The organism is Enterococcus plantarum, from assembly GCF_001730295.1.
Classification (GTDB): Bacteria; Bacillota; Bacilli; order Lactobacillales; family Enterococcaceae; genus Enterococcus_L; species Enterococcus_L plantarum.
On the sequence record NZ_MIKA01000045.1, the window covers coordinates 22,967 to 43,950 of the forward strand.

Below are 20,984 nucleotides of genomic sequence, written 5' to 3' on the forward strand. Positions count from 1 at the left end.
AGCTAAACATCTAACTTTTTGGGGTCTTTTTATATGGCAAAATATAGTATGGAATTTAAAATGCAAATTATACAAGAGATGATTTTACACTACTTTAAGCGATTTAAAACAAGTACAGTTTTAGTAGAGTGTTATCAATTTAATCATTGAATGCTAAGAAGATAGCTTATCTAAAGTTTGTTGTTGTTTCTCAAAAGCTTCTGTTACTTTTTTTCCAAACTGACCTTTAACAGCACCTTCTACTATTTGAGAGGAAGAAGACAATGCCTTTTTAGCACTTTCTATGGCTGTTTCACCTTGCTTTTTAGATTCTTGTTTCATGTTATGAGATTTCTGTATCTTGGCTGAACCAATTGCTTGTACACGTATTTTTTCTAAATTCTTTTTTAACTCTTTCAATAATTTTTTTGCTAATTCTTCCAATAGAACAACTCCTTATTCTTTATTTGCTTTTTGGAGGTCATTTCGATAGTCTTGTTCAAGTTTTTCTTGTTGTTGATATAGCTGTTTTTTTGCTCTTGATAACGCTTCGTGATAGTCATTTTCTACTTGCATAATTGACTGTTTTGCACGATCGAAAGGCTCGCTATCTACAGCTGACTGTTGAACAATTCGGTAAATATCTGACAACGTTTCTTGTATTAATTGTTCTCCTGTTCGTTGTGTATTTTTTAGTATATCTTCATCTGCTTCTAGTTCACGGCGTTTTCGCTGATAATCGCCTGTAATCTGTTCCTCTTTCATACGTTAGCTCCTTGTTAAGGCTTTAATTGTTGCGCTAGTTGTTGATCTGTTTGAACCATTTTGTCGATTTTACTCTTGATTTCTTTCGCTAACGATTCGAATTTTTTATCCATCATTTTTGCCTTATTGATTTTTTGTTGAAAAAATTCGGTTGGTTCACCGACTATTCGTTGTTCAGTAGCTCCTATCGCTGATAAACTATCCTTCATTTCAGTATCAGACAGTACTTCTATTTGAGAACGGGCTTCCCGTAATGTTTCTTGCCAGATATCTTCTGCATCTGTAATTGCATTTTGATATATTTTTATAGCATTAGCCATCGCATTTTGATAAGTTGCTCGACCTGTAGTAACGGCTAGTAACGCCTGTTGATCATCTAAATAAATTTTTTCATTCTTTGATAGTCCGCCACCACTGGCAGTTAGTTTGGCTTTTAGTTGATCTAACATAGTCAATTGAGTTAAAAATCCACGCATCAGAAAATGACTGGCTTGTATCATGGCTCCTTCAGAATTTCCTGAACTATCTGAAATTTTTAATTGACCTGTTTTTTCATCAAATGTCCAACTATTTAATTTATGACTATTACCATCTATCCATACAATTGTTCCGAAATCATCACTATTTCCAAAACGAGTATTAAAGTCATTCCATAGTGTGACATCATCATTTTTTTGGCGGTAATTTAAAAATAAGTGAGGATTTTCTTTCATAAATTTTTCCTCCGTTGGTGTTAAGGAACGATATTGAAACCAGCCACTAAAAACCGTTGTTGGTATGTTAAAGTGAGCGCCTACTTTTAGCATATAAGCTGATTGAGAATAGCCAGTTAGCTGATTAATTGTCCAATTCGGATTGTTGTCGATGAGTTCTCCCACGTACTGTAAAGCGATGTCTGCTTGAGGAGAACCATTCGGAGACATTCCTTTTACAGCTGCTTTTAAATCGTCAGAGTCACTAGGATAGGTTCCAGCTGCAACGACTGTTACTTGTCCATAGTCTGGAGTACCATTCACTATGGGAGCTACTGCCATGCCTTGAAACCCGTAGTCCCCATTTTTGACTGAAAGAACTTTGTAATCAAAATTCCCCAGAGGGAGAATGTCTTCAGGTTTAATTTGCTTCTGTTTCTTTCCGTCATCGCGAACATAATTAGGATCTACTTCATAAACAAAATCATTTAAATCAACCAATTCCCTATCTGTAGCCATCATATTTCTCCTTCACTTTTATCAGAATAGATAACCTTTACTGGAGTACTAGTCATTCCACTCTTAATAATATCTCGAAAATCAGAATCTATAGGTCCGAAACTAGTAAGTTTTTCCTCGTTATCCTTATATATGATATTACCAGTATCTTTTGTTCCATTTTGAGTTGTTATGTTAGAAGAAAAATGCCAAAAACCAGTTTTTTCATTATATACACCAGACATTTCTGGAATAAATTCAATTTTTTGAACATCTACAAATGTATTTTTTATCTGTTTGGCTATCTTTTTCTCCATTCTTAAAATTTGTCTTTCGTTCCTCTGCTGTTCATGTTCTTTTTGATTAAAAAACACACTAGCACCTCCTATTAGAATAATGATAATAATTCCTATTAGTATCCATATTTTTTTTTGCAAAAGCACACCTCATTTTGAGTTTCTGTTTATAAAATAAGCTATCATGATTTTTATTTTATCATTTTGTTTATTTTTCCCCAATTAACTATCAGTTTTATCAGTGTATTGGATTTTATTTCCATTATCTTTATAGTTAGGATCAACTTTGTAAACTTCTTGATTTAAGTCTTTTAATACCTTTTCTGTAGCCATTGATTAAAAACTCCTTTCCTCTTTATTAGAGAAAATAACTATAACCTTAGTCTCTGTTAGCCCCTTTTTCAAAACAGGCAATTCTCCACTTCCTAAATAGGACTCATCAATGTTATCTTTAGGAGACATACTTACTCCAATTTCTGAACTTACGCCATAGCTAGTTGATACTGTAACCATAACTTCTGTATAGCCTGTTAATTTATTTTCACCGTATTCCTCATCGAATTCAATTTTTGTCACATTCGCAAAGGTATTTTTAATTTGCTTTGCAGTTACTGTTTCCATTTTTATTACTTGTTGCTCTTTTCTTTCCTTCGCACTTTGATTAAAAGTAAACAAGCTGACACCTCCAATTAGTACAAGTAAAACAATAAACCATTTTTTCTTTTTCAAAGGCTCATTCTCCTTTAATTATCAGGATCTTAGTGCAAGAATAGATATGTAAAAATAATATTACTCTAAACTGATTATCCCAACTAAATTAAAAAGAGTCAATGTTTTAATTGTGATAAATCATCTTCATTAGTTGTTAGTATGTCAAAGTGAGCGCCGGCTTTTAGCATATAAGCAGATTGGGAATAGCCAGATAATTGATTAATCGTCCAAGTGGGATTATTGTCAATAAGATCTCTTACATATGTACAGTTTGCATTTTGAATTTCATACTATATTTTTCCATATAAAAAAACTCAAAAAAGTAGATGTTTAAGTCTAACTTTTTGAGGTCGGTACAATTTGAAAATCCTTTTTTTATGTTCGTCTATGTGTGTAAACAGAAGGTTTTCCTTCGAGAACATTGGCAATTTCGACAGCTAATTGTTCTCTTGAAATGGGGTCATATCTTTTGGTAAGTTTTTTGATTCCAGGTATTTTTTTTAGAAAATTGATCGCTGCCGCGCTTATCACGGAAGAAAAACGCTCTTTATCCACGACAAGACTAGGGTAAATAATTACCGGTTCACTTGCTTGTTCTTTGATTAATTGTTCAGCTTGGAGTTTAGCATCCATATAGTTTCTTAACGGGAATGGTGCGCTGTTTGCTGATAGAAATAGAAACTTAGCAGGAGTTGCTTGTGTGTTCAGATACGTTAAAATAAGTCGAACGGGTTCTAGAATAAAGCGGTCGTAAGTAACATTTTTAGTCGGTTGCTCTCTTAAAATTCCGATTGCGTCAATGACCCAATCTGCTTTTTGAACAGCTGAATGCCAATGGGTGTCTGTTAAAATGTCAGAGCGAACCCAATGGACTTTTCGTGCCCAATCTGTTGTTAAGTTACTTGGTTTTCCGTTACGGGAAATGCATAGTACGTTGTGTCCGCGGTCAATCAATTCTTCGGAAAGTTTTTGTCCAATAAAGCCACTGCCGCCAAAAATAGTTATCTGCATTTGCTCTTCCTACTCTCTTCTTGTTATCATGCTAAACCTGTCTTATCGTTAGTTTATCATTATCTATTAAAATGAGACAAAAAAACGTACGCAAAAGGAATTGACTTCACCTTATTGCATGTAAGATTAGTATTGTATACTAACTGAAACACCAAAATGATCGCTGATTATAGGCGTGTTTTTCTATCAAAAACGATTTTGTAGGTAGAAGCCGTTAATTCTTTTGACGTGAAACTATAGTCAATTCTCAACTTTATGAAAAGTTAGGCGTTTTCGTACAGCATGATACTTTCTTAGATAAGGATTTGATGCCGAAAACAGCATTATCATTAGATGATTTACTATTGAATCAACATTGGTCTTGGGATTGTATTTTAGGTTCTTGCTTTATCAAACAAGCAGATATGTTACAAGGGATTTATTACTTTGGTGAACGTTTTTCTTGAGCGGAAAGAGAGCGAAATTTCTTATTCTATGAGCCGATGACTGTTTATGAGTCATCTTTATCGGCAAGTGTTGATGCGATTTTAGCAGCAGAATTAGGAATGGAAGAAAAAGCGGTAGAAATGTATCAGCGCACAGCTCTCTTGGATTTAGATAATTATAATAATGATACTGAAGATGGAGTGCATATCATCTCAATGACAGGGTACTGGCTTACAATCGTGCAAGGCTTTGCCCAAATGAAGAGTTAAAATACGATTTATAATTGAAAGGAATAGTAAATTTGATCGTGAGTATAGGTCTGCTTTTTGTATTGACAATTCTATTATCCTACCTTAAAATAAAGAAGAAATAGATTGACTACAATTATAGTCGTTTAGTTTATAAAGCCAAAAATAAAACAAAGGAGATGGAGAGAAATGGAAGCAAAAACCTTTGATATAGAAGGAATGACCTGTGCGTCATGCGCACAAACAGTAGAAAAAGCCACTGCTAAACTCGCTGGTGTGTCAAAAGCAAGTGTCAATCTAGCCACAGAAAAGTTAAATGTTGAATACGATGAAAGTAAACTATCAGAACAAGACATTCAAAAAGCAGTGTCAGATGCGGGGTATGAAGCGTTAAGGAATGTTCAACAACGAACATTTGATATTGTTGGAATGACGTGTGCCTCATGTGCGCAAACGGTTGAAAAAGCAATAAGTAAATTAAGAGGAGTCACAAAAGCTTCTGTCAATTTAGCCACAGAAAAAATGGTGGTCGACTTTGATCCCGCTGTTTTAAATAGCGCAGATATTACCAAAGCCGTATCAGATGCAGGCTATGAGGCAATTGAGCAAGTAGATTCTGCAGATACTGTAGACAAAGACCGCGAGAAAAAGCAAAAGCATATCAAGGATATGTGGCAACGTTTTTGGTTATCAGCAGTTTTTACGGTGCCATTATTATACGTCGCAATGGGGCATATGATTGGGTTACCACTACCCGCATTTTTAGATCCAATGATGCATCCGGCCACATTTGCGATGGTGCAATTGATTTTAACGATTCCAGTATTGTATCTAGGGAGAAGCTTCTTTACGGTTGGGTTTAAAGCATTCGTCAAAGGTCATCCTAATATGGACTCTTTAGTTGCTTTAGGAACAAGTGCGGCTGTAGCATACAGTTTGTATGGAACAGCGATGATTTTTGCTGGTGATCCACAATTTACAATGGCCCTTTACTATGAATCAGCTGGCGTGATTTTAACCTTGATCACATTGGGAAAATATTTTGAAGCTGTTTCAAAAGGAAAAACATCAGAAGCAATCAAAAAATTAATGGGCTTGGCACCAAAAAATGCCCGTGTCTTCCGTGATGGGCAAGAAATGGAAATTCCAGTAGACAGCGTTCAGTTAGATGATACGATCATTGTTCGTCCAGGAGAAAAAATTCCGGTAGACGGTGTGGTGATTGAAGGCTCATCAGCCATTGATGAATCAATGCTGACAGGCGAAAGTATGCCAGTTGAGAAAAAAGTCGGTGATAATGTTATCGGTGCAAGTATTAACAAGAATGGTAGCTTCCGTTTTAAAGCAACTAAAGTCGGCAAAGATACAGCATTGTCTCAAATCATCAAATTAGTAGAAGATGCGCAAGGCTCCAAAGCACCGATTGCCAAAATGGCGGATAAAATTTCTGGTGTCTTTGTACCGATCGTAATGGTTTTATCTATGTTAGCTGGCTTAGCTTGGTATTTCTTAGGACAAGAATCTTGGGTCTTTGCATTGACGATCACGATTTCTGTTTTAGTTATCGCTTGTCCATGTGCGTTAGGACTAGCAACACCGACAGCAATCATGGTTGGAACAGGAAAAGGCGCTGAAAATGGCGTACTGATCAAAAGTGGCGATGCTCTTGAAACAACGCATAAAATTCAAACAATCGTTTTCGATAAAACAGGAACCATCACTGAAGGGAAACCGAAAGTCACAGACATCATAACTACAAATGGCATGGAACAAGATGAGTTACTCCGTTTAGCGGCATCTGCTGAAAAAGGATCAGAACATCCGCTAGGTGAAGCAATCGTCAACGGGGCAGAGGAGAGCAACTTAGCTTTTGCTGCAACAGAAGAGTTTAATGCAATTCCAGGGCATGGGATCGAAGTGATGATCGAAGGTAGCCGTTTACTATTAGGAAATAAAAAATTGATGGATGACCGCAACATTTCTTTAGGAAATTTAAGCGTTACCTCCGATCAATTAGCAGAGCAAGGAAAAACACCGATGTATATTGCAAAAGACGGTAGCATTGCAGGAATTATCGCAGTTGCAGATACAATCAAACCAAACAGTATCCCGGCAATCAAAAAACTACATCAAATGGGTATCGAAGTGGCGATGATTACAGGAGACAACAAACGAACAGCTCAAGCAATTGCGAAACAAGTCGGAATCAATCGTGTCTTAAGTGAAGTCTTACCAGAAGATAAAGCAAATGAAGTAATGAAACTTCAAAAAGAAGGTAGGAAAGTTGCCATGGTTGGTGATGGAATCAATGATGCACCAGCGTTAGCCCAAGCGGATATCGGAATCGCGATTGGGTCTGGGACAGATGTTGCAATGGAATCAGCTGATATCGTATTGATGCGCAGTGATTTGATGGATGTACCGACAGCGGTAGAGTTGAGTAAGGCGACAATTAAGAATATCAAAGAGAATCTATTCTGGGCATTCGCGTATAATACATTAGGCATTCCAGTAGCGATGGGTGTTTTGTACTTATTCGGTGGACCATTGTTGAATCCGATGATCGCAGGCGCTGCAATGAGTTTTAGTTCAGTTTCTGTATTGTTGAATGCATTGAGATTGAAAGGGTTTAAACCTTCAGTAGTGAAGAAATAAGACTAAAAATCGACTACTACCTTAGTGATCAGTAAAAAGAGTACTGAATCTAAGAGGAATAGTCGATTTTTATTTATATAAACGTGTAAATAGGTCTTTTTAGACAACCGTTGTGAAAATGTCCTCTTTTGCTTGTCGTTTTTTTAGTGGTATTTTTCCACTGTGATAGCCTAATCCAAGCATATAAGAAACACCAAATTCGGAGCGATCTAATAGCCCTTTTTCACTTAAATAAGCTTCTAATTCAACTCGATCAAAGCCTTCAATTGGACAACTATCTATGTTCAACAACGCTGCAGTGGTCATCATATTAGCCAAAGGGATATAGGTTTGTTTCGATGCCCAGTCAAATAGTGAACGCTCACTATTTAAATCAAAATCTTTTGTCTGAAATTGCTTGAACATTCGAGTCTGTGGAGCATCGGCTGAAAACGGTAGACCAAACACGTCTTCTACCATGTGTTTGACATGTGCGCTTTCCGCTGTAACATTTTTACGTGCTAGCGCTATGATAAAATGACTGGCTCCGTTTAAACTGTTGATTGCGCCCCAAGCAAATTCTTTCAACTCTTCTTTTATCTGCGGGTTTTCAATTAGTAAAAATGCCCATGGTTCATACCCAAACGAACTTGGAGACAAACGAGCAGCTTCTAAAATTGTTTCCCAATCTTCTGTCGGGATTTTTTTAGCGGGGTCAAATCCTTTTGTAGCATGACGGTGTTCAAAAGCGGTTAAAATCTCTTGTCTTTTTTCTGGTGTATTTGTAGTCAATTGGTTTTCCTCCATTTACTTGAACGTTTATCGCATAAGCAATAAGTGACTTTAGTGTAAAGGAAGCATGCATCGTTGTAAATCGGGGAATTTTTTTATACCATCGTTTAATGTACTTGTGATTTTGACTGTTGCGTATTAAATGAATTGCCCCAATGATACAGTGCCTCAATAACAGGAGCTAAGGTTTGGCCATAATCCGTTATGGAATAACTCACAGCAATCGGTTTTTCCCGTAGTACGTTTCGTTGAATAAGGCCATCTATTTCTAACTCTTTTAACTGTAAGCTCAACATTCGTTTGGTAATGCCAGGGACAAAGCGTTGTAATTCACTGTAACGATAAGCACCTTCAAAAATCAAATGGTATAGTAGCACACATTTCCACTTGCCTGAAATGAATTGCAAGGTTGATTCTACAGAACAGCCATCTAAACAATTGTGGATTTTTCGTTGTTTCATGATCTCACGCCCTTTTATTCATATTATTAATGGAAGTACCTATTTTTTAAAGTAAAACGGCAGAAAGTTCTTTGTGCAATGCCCACACATCTTGTCCCAAGTTACTCATAATTGTGATGGTTTTGTTCAAGGAGCGATCATACGAAGATATAAACGAAATACCTGGGTCTTGTCCCTGCATATAAGGGAAAGTCCGTTCATTCTTTTTTGCAATCCAAAAACCATAACCGTAATAATCAGAAGCTTGCATTGTTTGCATTAGATTGACTGCGTGGGTAGAAAGTATTTTTCCACTTAACAATGTCTGCCAAAAACGTTCAAGATCTTTTAAGGTAGTAAAACAACCACCAGCGCCAGTGCCTTTAACATCTATGCTATAAATATTGCTATAGTATTCTTTTGATTCTTCATCATAGATGTACGCATTCGCGGTATTGGCAGGCAACCGGTCTAAGGCAAAGTAACCTGTTGAAGTCATACCAGCAGGATCGAAAATCACTTGTTTCAAATAGCTATCAAAATTCTGACGAGTGAGTTCCTCGATGATCGTAGCTAAAAGAACATAGCCTGTATTATTATATTGAAATTTTTTCCCCGGTGTGTCGACCATTTTTTTATCAATAAAAAGTGGAAGAAGAGCGCTGTTTTTGCGTATTTTATAATTAGGATAATCTTCCCATAATTCAGCATAATCATTAAGTTCTTCTTCATCATAATAATCTCCAATCCCAGAAGTGTGATTGAGTAGTTGGTGCACAGTAACGTTAGGGTCGATATTCGGCATTTTTTTTGAGATAATTTGGTTGATAGGTTGATCGATCCCAATTTTCTTTTCTTCTATCAGTTTCATAATGGCAACTGCAACGAAAGTTTTACTGCCAGATGCTGTACCGAAAGCCGTATCAACAGTATTTTTTAGTTTGTTAGGAAGATCTCGGTACCCAAAAGCTTCGAATAGTAACGATTCATTATTTGATGTGACGTTAACAAAACCGCTGAAGTCTGATGGAATAGATTGTTTCAAGTTCATGAGTGAAGCTCCTTTATTTGCATATGTATTTGCCTAGTATATCGTTACGATTAGTTTATCATTAATTAGCTGATAGGTGGTTCATTTTTTTTACTTTCTATAAATATTTTGCATGAGGGAGAAAATGGATACTGAAGAAGACCTATCTAGTCTCAAAAAAATTGAGTAACATCCCTCTGAAATCATTTTTACCACCAGAATCAAAAATTTTTTGACTGTTCTCTTAGTGCTTCAAAACACAGGAAGGTGCGAGTTGATGCTAGTAGTATTAAGCTCCTGATACGACCTTAATACTAACACTATCTTGTACTTATGAAGGGAAAAAGACAGCTGCATAAATCAATTTACGTGGCTGTTTTTGTTGAACTCGGTAAGAAATCAATTTTTTTGCTATACTTTAGAGGAATACTAGAAATTGATAAGTGAGGTGCGAGTTGGTTGAAAGAAATTTTATTACAAGCAATTGGGTTTTGTTTTGTCATATTTTTGGGTTATTTGATGAAACGAATTGGTTTGTTAAGTAAAGTGGATGGTGGAATGTTATCTGTTATTATTGTAAATGTTACGTTGCCTGCAACAGTCATTGTTAGCTTAGCTAATGTAGTTGTTTCGGGCACCTTATTTTTCTTGTTGATAATGGGAATCCTTTTGAATATATTGGTGATTTTGATTGGTGGGAGAGTTAGTAAAAAGCGGCCTGTTTTAGAACAGAAATTTCAAATGTATTCAATGTCAGGATACAATATTGGCAACTTTAGTTTGCCTTTTATTCAAGGATTCTATCCGTTGGCTGTGCCATTTCTTTTGATGTTTGATATCGGAAATAGTGTGATGCTGACAGGCGGAAGTACGTTGTTGATCGATAAAATCGTGGGAGCTAAAGAAGAGACAACGCTTAAGCGAATTGTTTTGTCTTTATTTAAATCAGTGCCTTTTACGGTCTATATGGTCATGTTATTGCTGAGGATCATTCAAGTTGGATTGCCTGTGGAAGTGTTGGGCATAGTAGAAATGATCGCAAAAGCAAACGGTTTTTTATCGATGTTTATGATTGGGTTATATTTTGAACTAAAATTACCTAAAAAAGCCTTGCAATTAGTAAAAGAAGTTCTAGTTTGGCGTTATCTGTGTGGTGCAGTTTTTGCGTTATTATTTGCTTTCGTGGTGCCGTTATCTCCATTGTTGCGTATCGTGTTAGTCGTTCTAAGTGTTGCGCCGATGCCGACCTTTTCAGTAATCAATAGTGTTAAAGCTGGAATGTCAGAAGAAACAGTTGGATTTACCTCTTCCGCAAGTATTCTGATCAGTTTGGTATTGATGACGCTTGTAATGATGTTGATGGGCTGATAAAAATAAAAGAGGCGGAGAGGTGACTCGTAGAGTTCTATCTCCGCCTTTGTTGTTTTTAGTCAAGTATCAAACGTTCTGCGATATAAAAGTCACCCTCATAAGGCGTATCTTCCCCGCCGACTTTTTGATACAAGTCAGCACCCTTACCAGCTAGAACAACTGCATCGTCCGATCTGCATAAAGACAAGGCCTCTTTGATTGCCTCGCTACGGTCAAGAACTGTTTTGATTTCAATATCTGTTGTAATATGAGCTGCAATCTCAGCACAGATATCCGCCGGATTTTCATCCGCTGGATCATCAGTCGTTAAAATGGCAACATCAGCCAGCTCCGATAAAACAGTGCCAAAATCTTTTCGTCTAGAAATGGCTTTATTTCCCGTACTTCCAATCACGACAATTAAACGACCACTAGGATGTTCTTCTTTGACAAACGTTAAAAGATTTTTTAAACTGTCGTAATTGTGCGCATAATCCACATAGATTTTTGCCCCATTTTTATTTGTTAATAATTCCATTCGGCCAGGAACCGTGGTTTCCTTGATTCCTTGCTGACAATCATTTCGTGTAGCACCTACTAAAGCACTAGCGAGAACGGCACTTAATGCGTTCCCTTTGTTGAAATCCCCACCTAGACGTAAGTGATACTCACCAGAAACAGCTAGTGTATCGTTGTTCGCTTCGATAGAAAAGGCAAGTGAATCATCTGGGTTCGTTTGGTAGAGATACTCTGTATTTACAGAGGCTTGATTACCGTAAACGATGTAAGGAACTTTATGAAGATCAGCTGTCTCTTTCAATAATTGAAAGTAATCAGATTCATGGTTTAAAACCATGGTTTTTGAATGTTTGATCAACTGGCGTTTGCAATAAAAATAATCATCGAATGTTGGGTGTTCAATCGGGCTAATATGGTCAGGTGTGATGTTTAAGAAAATTCCTACATCAAAAAATAAACCATACACTCGATTGGTTTTATAAGCTTGTGAAGATACTTCCATGATAAAGTGAGTCATGTTGTTTTCAACTGCTTCGGCCATCATTCGATATAAATCAAGCGATTCAGGTGTAGTCAAATGTGATTTGAAAAATGTCTGACCATCTAAAGTAGAATTCATAGTAGACAACATTGCTGTTTTTTTATGTGTTGCCTGATCTAAAATGAATTTAGCAAAGTAAGCGGCAGTTGTTTTTCCTTTTGTACCAGTAAAACCGATTAGCTTTAATTTATTTTGCGGATAATCGTAAAAGGCCATGCTTAAGACAGCCATTGCTTTTTTGATATCTGTTACAATGATACCTAATGTTTCTGGGACATCATAAGGTTGTTCTGCTACATAAACGCCGAGTCCCGAGTCGACAGCTTTTGCTAAATACTCGGATTTAAAATTTAGTCCTTTACAGAAAAAAAGTGTATCAGCATTTACTGTACGAGAATCATATGAAAAAGTGTCGAACATTTTATTATTCAACGAGGCAGGTAGAGTCAAAGACCAGCCTTCTGCTGAAATAAATTCTTTCAAAAGATGTTCTTTAAGTAAACAGTCACGAATTATTTCTAAAGAAATAGTCATTATTACGCCTCCAAGTGGTATCTACAATCTGAATATACGATTTTTGGGATAGAAAACTTTAGAAATTCATCATACAATTTAAACGTCAAAACTTCAAGACGCTTGCTAGTGGAGGCGAAAAAAAACTTGAGAAATCATTAATGAGATCGAGCTAATTCTAAGATTAAATTGCAATTTAAAATAACAAACACATAATAAAAATATTTTAATTAAATATAGCCTGTAATTATAGTTTTAAATTGATAATTGGTTGTTTCGGTCTTGGAATATACATAAAAAATAGATAGTTAAAAATAAAGTGTTTACTTACTTTTTTGGTTTTTTAGAAATGAAAAAGACTGTTTTTGGATGAAAAATTTTAGGAAAATATAAATAAGTTAATTTATTCAAGAAAGTCGTTGCATATACTTGATTTAACAATTAAAATAAAGAAAGCATGTTCAAAGAAAGTTGGAGGAGTTAAATGATAAATCAACCAAATCCTGCTGATCAACCGATCTTGACCAACCAAGAAAAAATGGTTAAAGGATCGGCTTGGATGACAGCTAGTAATATAATTTCTCGTTTGTTGGGTGCGGTATATATTATCCCATGGTATGCATGGATGGGAGAACACGCCAATGAAGCAAATAGTTTATCTTCAATGGGGTATACCGTATACGCTCTCTTTTTATTAATATCTACAGCAGGAATACCTGCAGCTATCGCAAAACAGACGTCTTATTACAATTCACTGAATGAATATAAAATTAGTCGTCAGCTTTTTTATAAAGCACTACAATTGATGGCTATTTTAGGAGGCATTTTTGCGATCGTGATGTATTTGGCCTCGCCTATGTTGGCAAAATGGTCTGGTGGGGGAGAAGAATTGATCCCTACGATGCGATCGTTGAGTTTAGCTGTTTTGATTTTCCCGTGTATGAGTGTGGTACGAGGCTATTTCCAAGGAAATCAAGATATGATGCCATATGCGTTGTCACAAATCGTTGAACAAGTTGCGCGTGTTTTTTATATGCTGTTGACAGCGTTTATTATCATGAAGGTAATTGATGGTAATTATGTTGATGCAGTAACACAATCAACGTTAGCGGCATTTATAGGCATGTTGGCAAGTCTCATTGTCTTATTTTACTATTTTCAAAAACAAAAACCAATGTTTGATTATCTTGCAGAACATAGTGCCAATGTACATGAAGCGTCAACTCGTGATTTATTGACCGAGACATTAAAAGAGGCACTTCCGTTTATCATCGTAGGTTCTGGTGTGACCGTCTTTAAATTAGTCGATCAATTCACGTTTTCTAATTTTATGAATACATTTACAGCGTATTCCGGCAGTCAGTTGCGTACACTTTTTGCGATTTTTAATGCGAATCCAGACAAGTTGACAATGGTCGTAATTGCCTTAGCAACCTCTATCTCTGCTACAGGGTTACCGTTGATTACTGAAGCAATTACCTTAAAAAAATATAGAGATCTATCAAAACTGATCAGTAATAATTTACAGTTGTTTATGTTTGTGATGCTACCAGCGACTTTTGGTATGATCGTTTTGGCAAAACCTCTTTATACAATGTTTTATGCACCAGATGATCTTGGCGTATCGGTCTTGATTCAAGCCTGTTTTGCAGGTCTATTTATGGGACTTTACATGTTGTCATCCACAATGTTGATGGGGATGTACGAGAATAAAGCTGCCATCAAGTACTTTGGCTTAGGATTAGCATTGAAATTGATTGTTCAGTATCCAAGTATCCGATTGTTTGAAGTATATGGGCCGTTGATTGCTACAATGATCGGGTTTACATTATCTTGTGTCTTGATCATGAGAAAAATTAAAAAAGTCAGCCATTTTAATTTTAGTTTAACATTACGACGTGGGCTATTGATTTTCTTGATTACATTGATTATGATGATCGCAGCGATCTTGATGAGACAATTCCTGTATTTATTCCTAGATCCAACACGTAAGTTTCAATCTTTTGTGATCATCTTGATCGTAGCTGCTTTTGGTGGCGGAGTTTACGGTTATATCACGTTAAAACTACGTTTAGCAGACAAGTTATTAGGCGCAGGCGTCGGTAAAATTCGCCGTAGACTAAACATAAAATAGAACTAATCAAGTAGCGGGGCCGATTGCTCCGCTATTTGTTTTTAAAGGTGTGAAGAAACACAATAGCCGTTGAGAGGGATAAGATGAGACTGCATGAGCTCTTTTCGACAGTTAAATTTAGGAGGTTACCATGCGTTTAGACAAATTTCTAGCAGAAACAGGTGTTGGCAGTCGTAAAGAAGCCAAACAACTATTGAAGAAAAATTTAGTAACTGTCAATGATGAAATCGTCAAAGATGGTAAGACGCAAATCGATGAGAAACAAGATATCATTAAATTTGCTGGAGAAGAATTAACGTACCAAAAATACTATTATTATCTGCTGCATAAACCCCAAGGGGTAATTTCAGCAACAGAAGATAAATGGGATCAAACAGTGATCGATTTATTGAAAGATGAAGATTACCGTGAAGATATATTTCCTGTTGGTCGCTTAGATAAAGATACCGAGGGGCTGCTATTGTTAACCAATGATGGTCAGCTTGCACATCAATTATTATCACCAAAAAAACATGTAGATAAGGAATATTTTGCCATAATTCAAGGAATCGTGACGGAAGAAGATATTCGCCATTTTGCAGCAGGATTTGCTTTAACCGATAAGGAGCAAGTCAAACCAAGCGAGTTGATCATTGAATCAGTGGATGAAACAAATGAACAATCAGAGATTCGTCTGACGATCCAAGAAGGAAAATTTCATCAAGTAAAACGCATGTTTGAAGCAGTCGATAAAAAAGTTGTTTATTTGAAACGATTGCGTATGGGGAGTTTATGGTTAGATGAAGAGCTGATTTTAGGGGAATACCGTACGCTGACTGAAGAAGAGCTTGAAAAGTTGAAGCTGAATAGATAAAAGAATGTAATGGAGACTGCTGTTTTGTACTAAAGTACAGTTTTCATTACATTTTCTTTGACTCTTCAGCCGAGATAAAGCTATACTTCAATCGATAATCGAGCCAATGAGGAGGAAACATAGAATGCAGGCCATTGAACTTAAAGGATTGACTAAATTATATAAAAAACAAGCAGCCATCGATCAACTAGATTTATCGGTAGAAAAGGGTGAAATCTATGGTTTTATCGGTCCGAATGGTGCTGGAAAATCAACTACGATCAAAACCATGTTGAATTTTATTTATCCAGATCAAGGGACGGCTACTTTACTTGGTTTAGATAGTATTCAAGAGGCGAAGGAAATTCGTAAGCGAACAGGATATGTATCAAGTGATGTCCGTTTTTATCCAAATATGACAACGGGTGAGGTGCTTAAATATGTGGCTGATTTTCATCAGCTAAAGAATAGTAAAAAACAAATCGACTATTTTATAGAGTTATTTGATATTGACGCGAAGAAAAAAATGTCTGATCTGTCCTTGGGAAATAAAAAGAAAATCGCCATTATGGCAGGGATTTTGCCCAATCCCGAGTTGTTGATTTTAGATGAACCTACGAATGGATTGGATCCGTTGATGCAACATCGGTTGTTTGAAGAATTGGAAAAATACAATAAAAAAGGCATGACAATTTTTTTATCCAGTCACGATTTAAATGAGGTGCAACAACATGCGCACCGAGCTGCGTTTATTCGACAAGGAAAGATCATCACCGTTCAAGATATTACAAAGGAAAAATCGCTAGGTAAAGTTATTACATTGGTGGGAGATCATATTCCCTTATCCTTATTTGAAAAGATGGGAGCAGCGATTTTAAAGCACCAAGGAAATGAAACACGGTTGTTGTATGAAGGCGATTTGCGGGAAGTCTTACCGCTGTTAGGGGATACATCGATTCAAGATTTCACGATTACAAATCCAGAACTAGAAGATCAGTTTATGGCGTTGTATGAAGGAGGAGAGGTAAAATGATTACGGCTAAAATTGAAAGCAAAGGACTTATCAAGGGACTAATTATTTGGACGATATTATTTGCGGTGATTATTTTTGGCTTTAGTGCTATTTATCCTCAAATGCATAGTTCTGCAATGGAAGATATCTTAGGCGCAAAATTAGAAGGGCTCTCTCCTGCATTCTTGAAAACATTTAATATCAGTGTGAGTGGTCAAGCGAGCTTTTCAGTTGCTACGGGTTTCTTTGCTTATTATTTTCAATATATGTTTCTATCTGCATCAATTTACGCTATGATGCTAGGCAGTCAAGCGCTGATTAAAGAAGAGACCGATGGAACGATTGAATTTTTATATGCCCAACCAGTGACACGTAGAGAAATTGTAACAAACAAATTTCTAGCAAACCTACTTATTTTGGCTGTCTTTTGGTTGAGTTCATTTGGCGTTTCGATAGGCTCGACCGTGATGTACCGCCAAGAAACAGATTCAGTGCAAACAATTACTAGAGAAATTAGTAAGATATTTATACAAGAAAGTTTGATTTTGTTGTTTTTCTTAACACTCGGCTTTTTTGTTTCAACAGGTTTAAAATCAAGTAAACAAAGTACAAGTATTTCGTTAGCTATTGTTTTTGGCTTTTTTTTAATTGGAGTATTTTCTGATTTAAACGACTCATTTAGTTGGGCAAAAATAATATCTCCTACACATATGGGGATTCCAAGTAACTTGCTAGATAAAGGATTATCTAGCGGCAATGTGGTGCTGTTGAGCCTCTTGATTATTTTGTTCTTAGGTGGAACGTATAGGGTATACCAACGGAAGGACCTGAAAGTCTAGTGAAAAAAATCCACGTCCATCAAAAAATAGGAGCGTATGCTACAGTCAGCATTAAAGCAATTCCTACACTTTGCTTCGAGCGCATTCAATTATAAGTGCTAAAGTACCAAAAGTTGAAGGCGTGGGAAATGAGCTGAATTTATTGTAAAACGTAGTGTTGGTTCTCGGAGTTAAACACTTCTTGTCAAACCTTCTGCTTTTTTCATGTAATAAGGTAAGTGGTTGCTGATTTCAGTAGGTAATACGACGTAGTTTTCTTGTCCTAACTCTTCTCCAATCAAACTGTGTAGATAAACAGCAGCGCAAAGAGCGGTTTCTTTCGTTTCAAATTGAGCAAGAAAACCAGTAATCATACCGGCAAGCGTATCTCCCATGCCACCAGTTGCCATAGCGGGCGTTCCTAACGGATTTCGATAGTGTGAAGAAGCGGTATAAATGTCGGTTCGGTGACTTTTTAAGACAATCGTTGCACCTAATTGCTTTTGTGCATCGCGATTGTTTGGAACCGTTTGGTCAACGATTTTAAGTTTGCTTAGTCGTTCCCATTCCATTTGATGAGGTGTGAATACAACCTGTTCAGGATAGTTTAAGGAATAATGATTTTGAGCAAATAACGTAATGGCAGATCCATCAAGCACAAGCCACTGCGATGATTTTTGCTGCAGTAGGACGTTTTCTAAAAGCTGTTGACTATGGGAATCAATACCTAAACCGGGTCCAACCAACAGAACATCGGCTGTATTTACTAAATTGTTGAACTCTTGACTGATCGTCCAATCCAGTACCATCGCCTCAGGTAAACGAGCATGGAGAGCTGTATGGTTTTTTTCAGCAGTTATAACGGAAGTTAAGCCACAACCGGATTTGACACAAGCCTCTGCACTCATAATAATTGCTCCGCCGTACAGGTCATTTCCACCAATAAGTACAGAACGTCCAAAAGTTCCTTTGTGAGAATGGGGAGGACGTGACTTGATTGCAGCACTCAAAACATCATGTGATAATTCTTTCATCTCAGTAGTCTCCTTCCATGATTTACTTCCAGTATAAATCTGTTTTGAATCAAGCGCAAAATATTGCGGAAAAAACTGTTCCTGCCTTTTTCTTTTAAGCCAGTTAGTGGTATGATGGGGAGGTAGAATAATGAATTGGAGTGACTAAAAATGACAATTGATTGGCAAAAAGAAGTAGACGCACGTAAAGATGCGCTATTAGAAGATTTACAAAATTTATTACGCATCAATAGCGAGCGTGATGATTCTAAAGTAACACCAGATGCACCATTTGGCCCAGGTCCTGTTGCTGGCTTAAAACATATGTTAGCGTATGGCGAACGTGATGGTTTCGTTGTGAAAAACGTGGATAACTACGCTGGTCATATCGAATACGGCGAAGGCAATGAAACATTAGGAATTTTCGGACACATGGACGTAGTGCCTGCTGGTGATGGTTGGGATACTGACCCATATGAACCTGTCATCAAAGACGGTAAAATCTTTGCCCGTGGTTCAAGTGATGATAAAGGTCCAAGTATGGCCGCCTATTATGCACTAAGAATCATCAAAGATTTAGGTGTACCATTATCCAAAAAAGTTCGTTTTGTCGTGGGTAGTGACGAAGAAAGCGGCTGGGGTGATATGGATTATTACTTCAAACACGAAGAAAAACCTGATTTTGGTTTTTCACCAGATGCAGAATTCCCAATCATCAATGGTGAAAAAGGGAACGTTTCTTTATACGCTCGCTTTGGTGGATCAAGCGAAGGTGAATATGGGTTAGAAAGCTTTAATGCTGGATTACGTGAAAATATGGTTCCAGGTACAGCGACTGCCGTGATCACAGTTCCAACTGCTGAAGCTGCTGAAAAAATGCAAGGCGCATTCAGTGTTTTTGTAGAGGAAGAACCAATTTCTGGTGAGTTAGAAGCGAATGATACAACTGTTACGATCAAAGTTGTAGGGAAAGGTGCACACGGCGCTAGCCCTCAATCTGGGATCAATGCGGCAACATTCTTAGCGGTTTTCTTAAACAGCTATGCATTTGCTGGGGCAGCGAAAGAATTTATCCAAGTGGCAGCTACACTTGTTCATGAAGATTTCTATGGTGAAAAATTAGGCGTAGCCTTTGAAGATACTAAAATGGGTAAATTAACCATGAATGCTGGTTTATTTGTCTTCAAGAAAGATGCTGAAGAAGGCAACTTTATGAGCTTGAATTTCCGTTATCCTAAAGGAACAACAGCTGCTGAATTAGAGGCGGGTGTGAAATCTACAGCAGGTGCAATCGGTGCTGAAATCGTTCAAGGTGGACGTAACCAAGAACCGCATTACGTTCCAGCAGATGATCCATTGGTTGAAACGTTATTACAAGTCTATGAAGACCATACTGGTCAAAAAGGCCATGAACAAATCATTGGCGGCGGAACTTACGGACGTTTACTAAAACGTGGTGTGGCCTATGGCGCAATGTTCCCAGGTTATACAGACACAATGCACCAAGCCAACGAGTTTATGGCATTGGATGATTTATTCCGTGCGACAGCTATTTATGCGGATGCGATTTATCGTTTGGCGAAATAAAATTTGTGACTCTAATCTTAAAATTTTAACCCCCTGACAGACAGTTGTCAGGGGGTTTTTCTATACAATAGAAACAAGTCGTTAGAAACAAATAACATTTTCAAGTATACTTATAAACATACTTAAATATAAAGAAAGATTACCTGAAAATATAGAGCAAGTGCAGACAAGAAAAATGAGGTGAACAAATGATTAATTTTCAAAATGTATCAAAGAAATACAATGATCAGTTAGTATTAGAAGACTTTGAAGTCTCAATTGAAGACGGTGAGTTTTTTGTGTTAGTCGGTCCAAGTGGTAGTGGGAAAACGACCACTTTAAAAATGATCAATCGATTGATTGAACCGACAGATGGGGATATTTATTTTAACGACAAACGATTAATCGACTACAATTTAAAAGAATTACGCTTGACGATTGGCTATGTTCTTCAACAAATCGCACTATTCCCTAATCTAACAGTTGCTGAAAACATTGAATTGATTCCAGAAATGAAACACTGGAACAAAGCTAAAAGACGGGAAAAGACAGAAGAGTTACTAAGAAAAGTCAGTTTACCGCCAGAAGAATATCTTCACCGAAAACCAGCAGAATTATCTGGTGGTGAACAGCAACGTATCGGAATTTTACGTGCGATTGCAGCAAAACCAGATGTCATTTTAATGGATGAGCCCTTCAGTGCCTTAGATCCGATTTCCAAAGGGCAATTACAATTATTAATCAAAGAGTTGCATAAAGAGTTAGCCAGCACAGTCGTTTTTGTAACGCATGATATGAATGAAGCACTCTTTTTAGGGGACCGTATCTGCGTGATGAAAGAAGGAAAAATTGTTCAAACAGATTCCCCGGAACAAATTAGAAGTAACCCAGCTAATGATTTTGTTGCACAATTCTTCCAACAAGATCACTCTAGTTTAGAAAATTATTGTGCTGCTGATTTACTGGAGTTAGGTTTTGTAGAAGATGGTCAAGTAGAGAGTGGGACGCCTATCGAATTAGAAACGACAGTATCGGCTATAATTCGTTTACTTGTTGAGGGAGCAACCGTTGTTTTAGTGGATGAGAAGGGACCTATCGGTGAAATCACAGATCGAACGATTTTGCGTTTCTTAGAGACAAAGATAGAAAAAGGTGATCAATAAT

19 protein-coding genes and 1 pseudogene are annotated in these 20,984 nt (G+C 36.9%); 9 read left to right on the forward strand and 11 right to left on the reverse strand.

Translation table 11 applies throughout. The features are described from left to right. Nucleotides 1-153 precede the first annotated feature (153 nt). The 6 genes from BCR22_RS11100 to BCR22_RS11125 form a co-directional block, all read right to left on the reverse strand. Nucleotides 154-423, reverse strand: coding sequence for a hypothetical protein (locus BCR22_RS11100; RefSeq protein ID WP_069654953.1), 270 nt, complete (start codon nucleotides 421-423; stop codon nucleotides 154-156). Between the two features lie 12 nt (nucleotides 424-435). Continuing rightward, nucleotides 436-744 (reverse strand): hypothetical protein, encoded by a 309-nt coding sequence (locus BCR22_RS11105; RefSeq protein ID WP_069654954.1) that lies wholly within the window; start codon nucleotides 742-744, stop codon nucleotides 436-438. 14 nt (nucleotides 745-758) lie between these two features. Beyond that, nucleotides 759-1,955, reverse strand: coding sequence for a hypothetical protein (locus BCR22_RS11110; RefSeq protein ID WP_069654955.1), 1,197 nt, complete (start codon nucleotides 1,953-1,955; stop codon nucleotides 759-761). After that, entirely contained in the window at nucleotides 1,955-2,371 is a 417-nt protein-coding gene (locus BCR22_RS11115; protein ID WP_069654956.1) for a hypothetical protein, read from the reverse strand. Before BCR22_RS11115 ends, BCR22_RS11110 begins: the two co-directional genes overlap by 1 nt. Nucleotides 2,372-2,566: 195 nt before the next feature. Next, nucleotides 2,567-2,959, reverse strand: coding sequence for a hypothetical protein (locus BCR22_RS11120; RefSeq protein ID WP_069654957.1), 393 nt, complete (start codon nucleotides 2,957-2,959; stop codon nucleotides 2,567-2,569). A 357-nt stretch (nucleotides 2,960-3,316) separates the two neighbouring features. Next, complete coding sequence (locus tag BCR22_RS11125; protein ID WP_069654958.1) at nucleotides 3,317-3,952, reverse strand: NAD-dependent epimerase/dehydratase family protein; 636 nt, start codon at nucleotides 3,950-3,952, stop codon at nucleotides 3,317-3,319. Between the two features lie 260 nt (nucleotides 3,953-4,212). Between BCR22_RS11125 and BCR22_RS15100 the strand changes: the two are divergent. Next, nucleotides 4,213-4,644: pseudogene (locus BCR22_RS15100) on the forward strand (glycoside hydrolase family 65 protein); the annotation flags it as partial. Nucleotides 4,645-4,815: 171 nt separating this feature from the next. After that, the gene (locus BCR22_RS11135) at nucleotides 4,816-7,281 is read left to right on the forward strand and encodes a heavy metal translocating P-type ATPase (RefSeq protein ID WP_069654960.1); all 2,466 of its coding nucleotides are present in this window, start codon (nucleotides 4,816-4,818) and stop codon (nucleotides 7,279-7,281) included. A 99-nt stretch (nucleotides 7,282-7,380) separates the two neighbouring features. On the opposite strand, the gene BCR22_RS11140 is transcribed toward BCR22_RS11135, so the two are convergent. The 3 genes from BCR22_RS11140 to BCR22_RS11150 all read right to left on the reverse strand — a co-directional run bounded on the left by BCR22_RS11140 (nucleotide 7,381) and on the right by BCR22_RS11150 (nucleotide 9,543). Continuing rightward, entirely contained in the window at nucleotides 7,381-8,052 is a 672-nt protein-coding gene (locus BCR22_RS11140) for an NAD(P)H-dependent oxidoreductase (RefSeq protein WP_240485879.1), read from the reverse strand. A 107-nt stretch (nucleotides 8,053-8,159) separates the two neighbouring features. After that, on the reverse strand, nucleotides 8,160-8,513 hold the full coding sequence (locus tag BCR22_RS11145; protein ID WP_069654962.1) for a winged helix-turn-helix transcriptional regulator: 354 nt from the start codon (nucleotides 8,511-8,513) through the stop codon (nucleotides 8,160-8,162). A gap of 46 nt (nucleotides 8,514-8,559) precedes the next feature. Beyond that, the gene (locus tag BCR22_RS11150) at nucleotides 8,560-9,543 is read right to left on the reverse strand and encodes a serine hydrolase domain-containing protein (protein WP_069654963.1); all 984 of its coding nucleotides are present in this window, start codon (nucleotides 9,541-9,543) and stop codon (nucleotides 8,560-8,562) included. Between the two features lie 438 nt (nucleotides 9,544-9,981). Between BCR22_RS11150 and BCR22_RS11155 the strand changes: the two genes are divergently transcribed. Then, nucleotides 9,982-10,890, forward strand: a complete 909-nt coding sequence (locus tag BCR22_RS11155; protein ID WP_083241824.1) for an AEC family transporter — start codon at nucleotides 9,982-9,984, stop codon at nucleotides 10,888-10,890. 58 nt (nucleotides 10,891-10,948) lie between these two features. On the opposite strand, the gene BCR22_RS11160 is transcribed toward BCR22_RS11155, so the two are convergent. Next, on the reverse strand, nucleotides 10,949-12,466 hold the full coding sequence (locus BCR22_RS11160) for a UDP-N-acetylmuramoyl-L-alanyl-D-glutamate--L-lysine ligase (RefSeq protein ID WP_069654964.1): 1,518 nt from the start codon (nucleotides 12,464-12,466) through the stop codon (nucleotides 10,949-10,951). Nucleotides 12,467-12,929: 463 nt separating this feature from the next. On the opposite strand from BCR22_RS11160, the gene BCR22_RS11165 reads away from it, so the two are divergent. The 4 genes from BCR22_RS11165 (at nucleotide 12,930) to BCR22_RS11180 (ending at nucleotide 17,262) form a co-directional block, all read left to right on the forward strand. After that, a complete protein-coding gene (locus tag BCR22_RS11165) occupies nucleotides 12,930-14,579 on the forward strand; it encodes a putative polysaccharide biosynthesis protein (RefSeq protein ID WP_069654965.1) in 1,650 nt (549 codons plus the stop codon). A 130-nt stretch (nucleotides 14,580-14,709) separates the two neighbouring features. Beyond that, a complete protein-coding gene (locus BCR22_RS11170) occupies nucleotides 14,710-15,432 on the forward strand; it encodes a pseudouridine synthase (RefSeq protein ID WP_069654966.1) in 723 nt (240 codons plus the stop codon). A 124-nt stretch (nucleotides 15,433-15,556) separates the two neighbouring features. Next, a complete protein-coding gene (locus BCR22_RS11175; RefSeq protein ID WP_069654967.1) occupies nucleotides 15,557-16,444 on the forward strand; it encodes an ABC transporter ATP-binding protein in 888 nt (295 codons plus the stop codon). Further along, complete coding sequence (locus BCR22_RS11180) at nucleotides 16,441-17,262, forward strand: ABC transporter permease subunit (protein ID WP_069654968.1); 822 nt, start codon at nucleotides 16,441-16,443, stop codon at nucleotides 17,260-17,262. The genes BCR22_RS11175 and BCR22_RS11180 overlap by 4 nt, the downstream gene beginning before the upstream one ends. Before the next feature lie 170 nt (nucleotides 17,263-17,432). Here the strand turns inward: BCR22_RS11180 and BCR22_RS11185 are convergent, their stop codons facing one another. Next, complete coding sequence (locus BCR22_RS11185; protein WP_069654969.1) at nucleotides 17,433-18,275, reverse strand: NAD(P)H-hydrate dehydratase; 843 nt, start codon at nucleotides 18,273-18,275, stop codon at nucleotides 17,433-17,435. A gap of 150 nt (nucleotides 18,276-18,425) precedes the next feature. Between BCR22_RS11185 and pepV the strand changes: the two genes are divergently transcribed. Both pepV and BCR22_RS11195 read left to right on the forward strand, forming a co-directional pair. Next, a complete protein-coding gene (gene pepV / locus BCR22_RS11190; RefSeq protein ID WP_069654970.1) occupies nucleotides 18,426-19,841 on the forward strand; it encodes a dipeptidase PepV in 1,416 nt (471 codons plus the stop codon). Between the two features lie 188 nt (nucleotides 19,842-20,029). Beyond that, nucleotides 20,030-20,983: an ABC transporter ATP-binding protein gene (locus BCR22_RS11195; RefSeq protein WP_069654971.1), complete on the forward strand. Its 954-nt coding sequence runs from the start codon at nucleotides 20,030-20,032 to the stop codon at nucleotides 20,981-20,983. The last annotated feature ends 1 nt before the right edge of the window (nucleotide 20,984 follow it).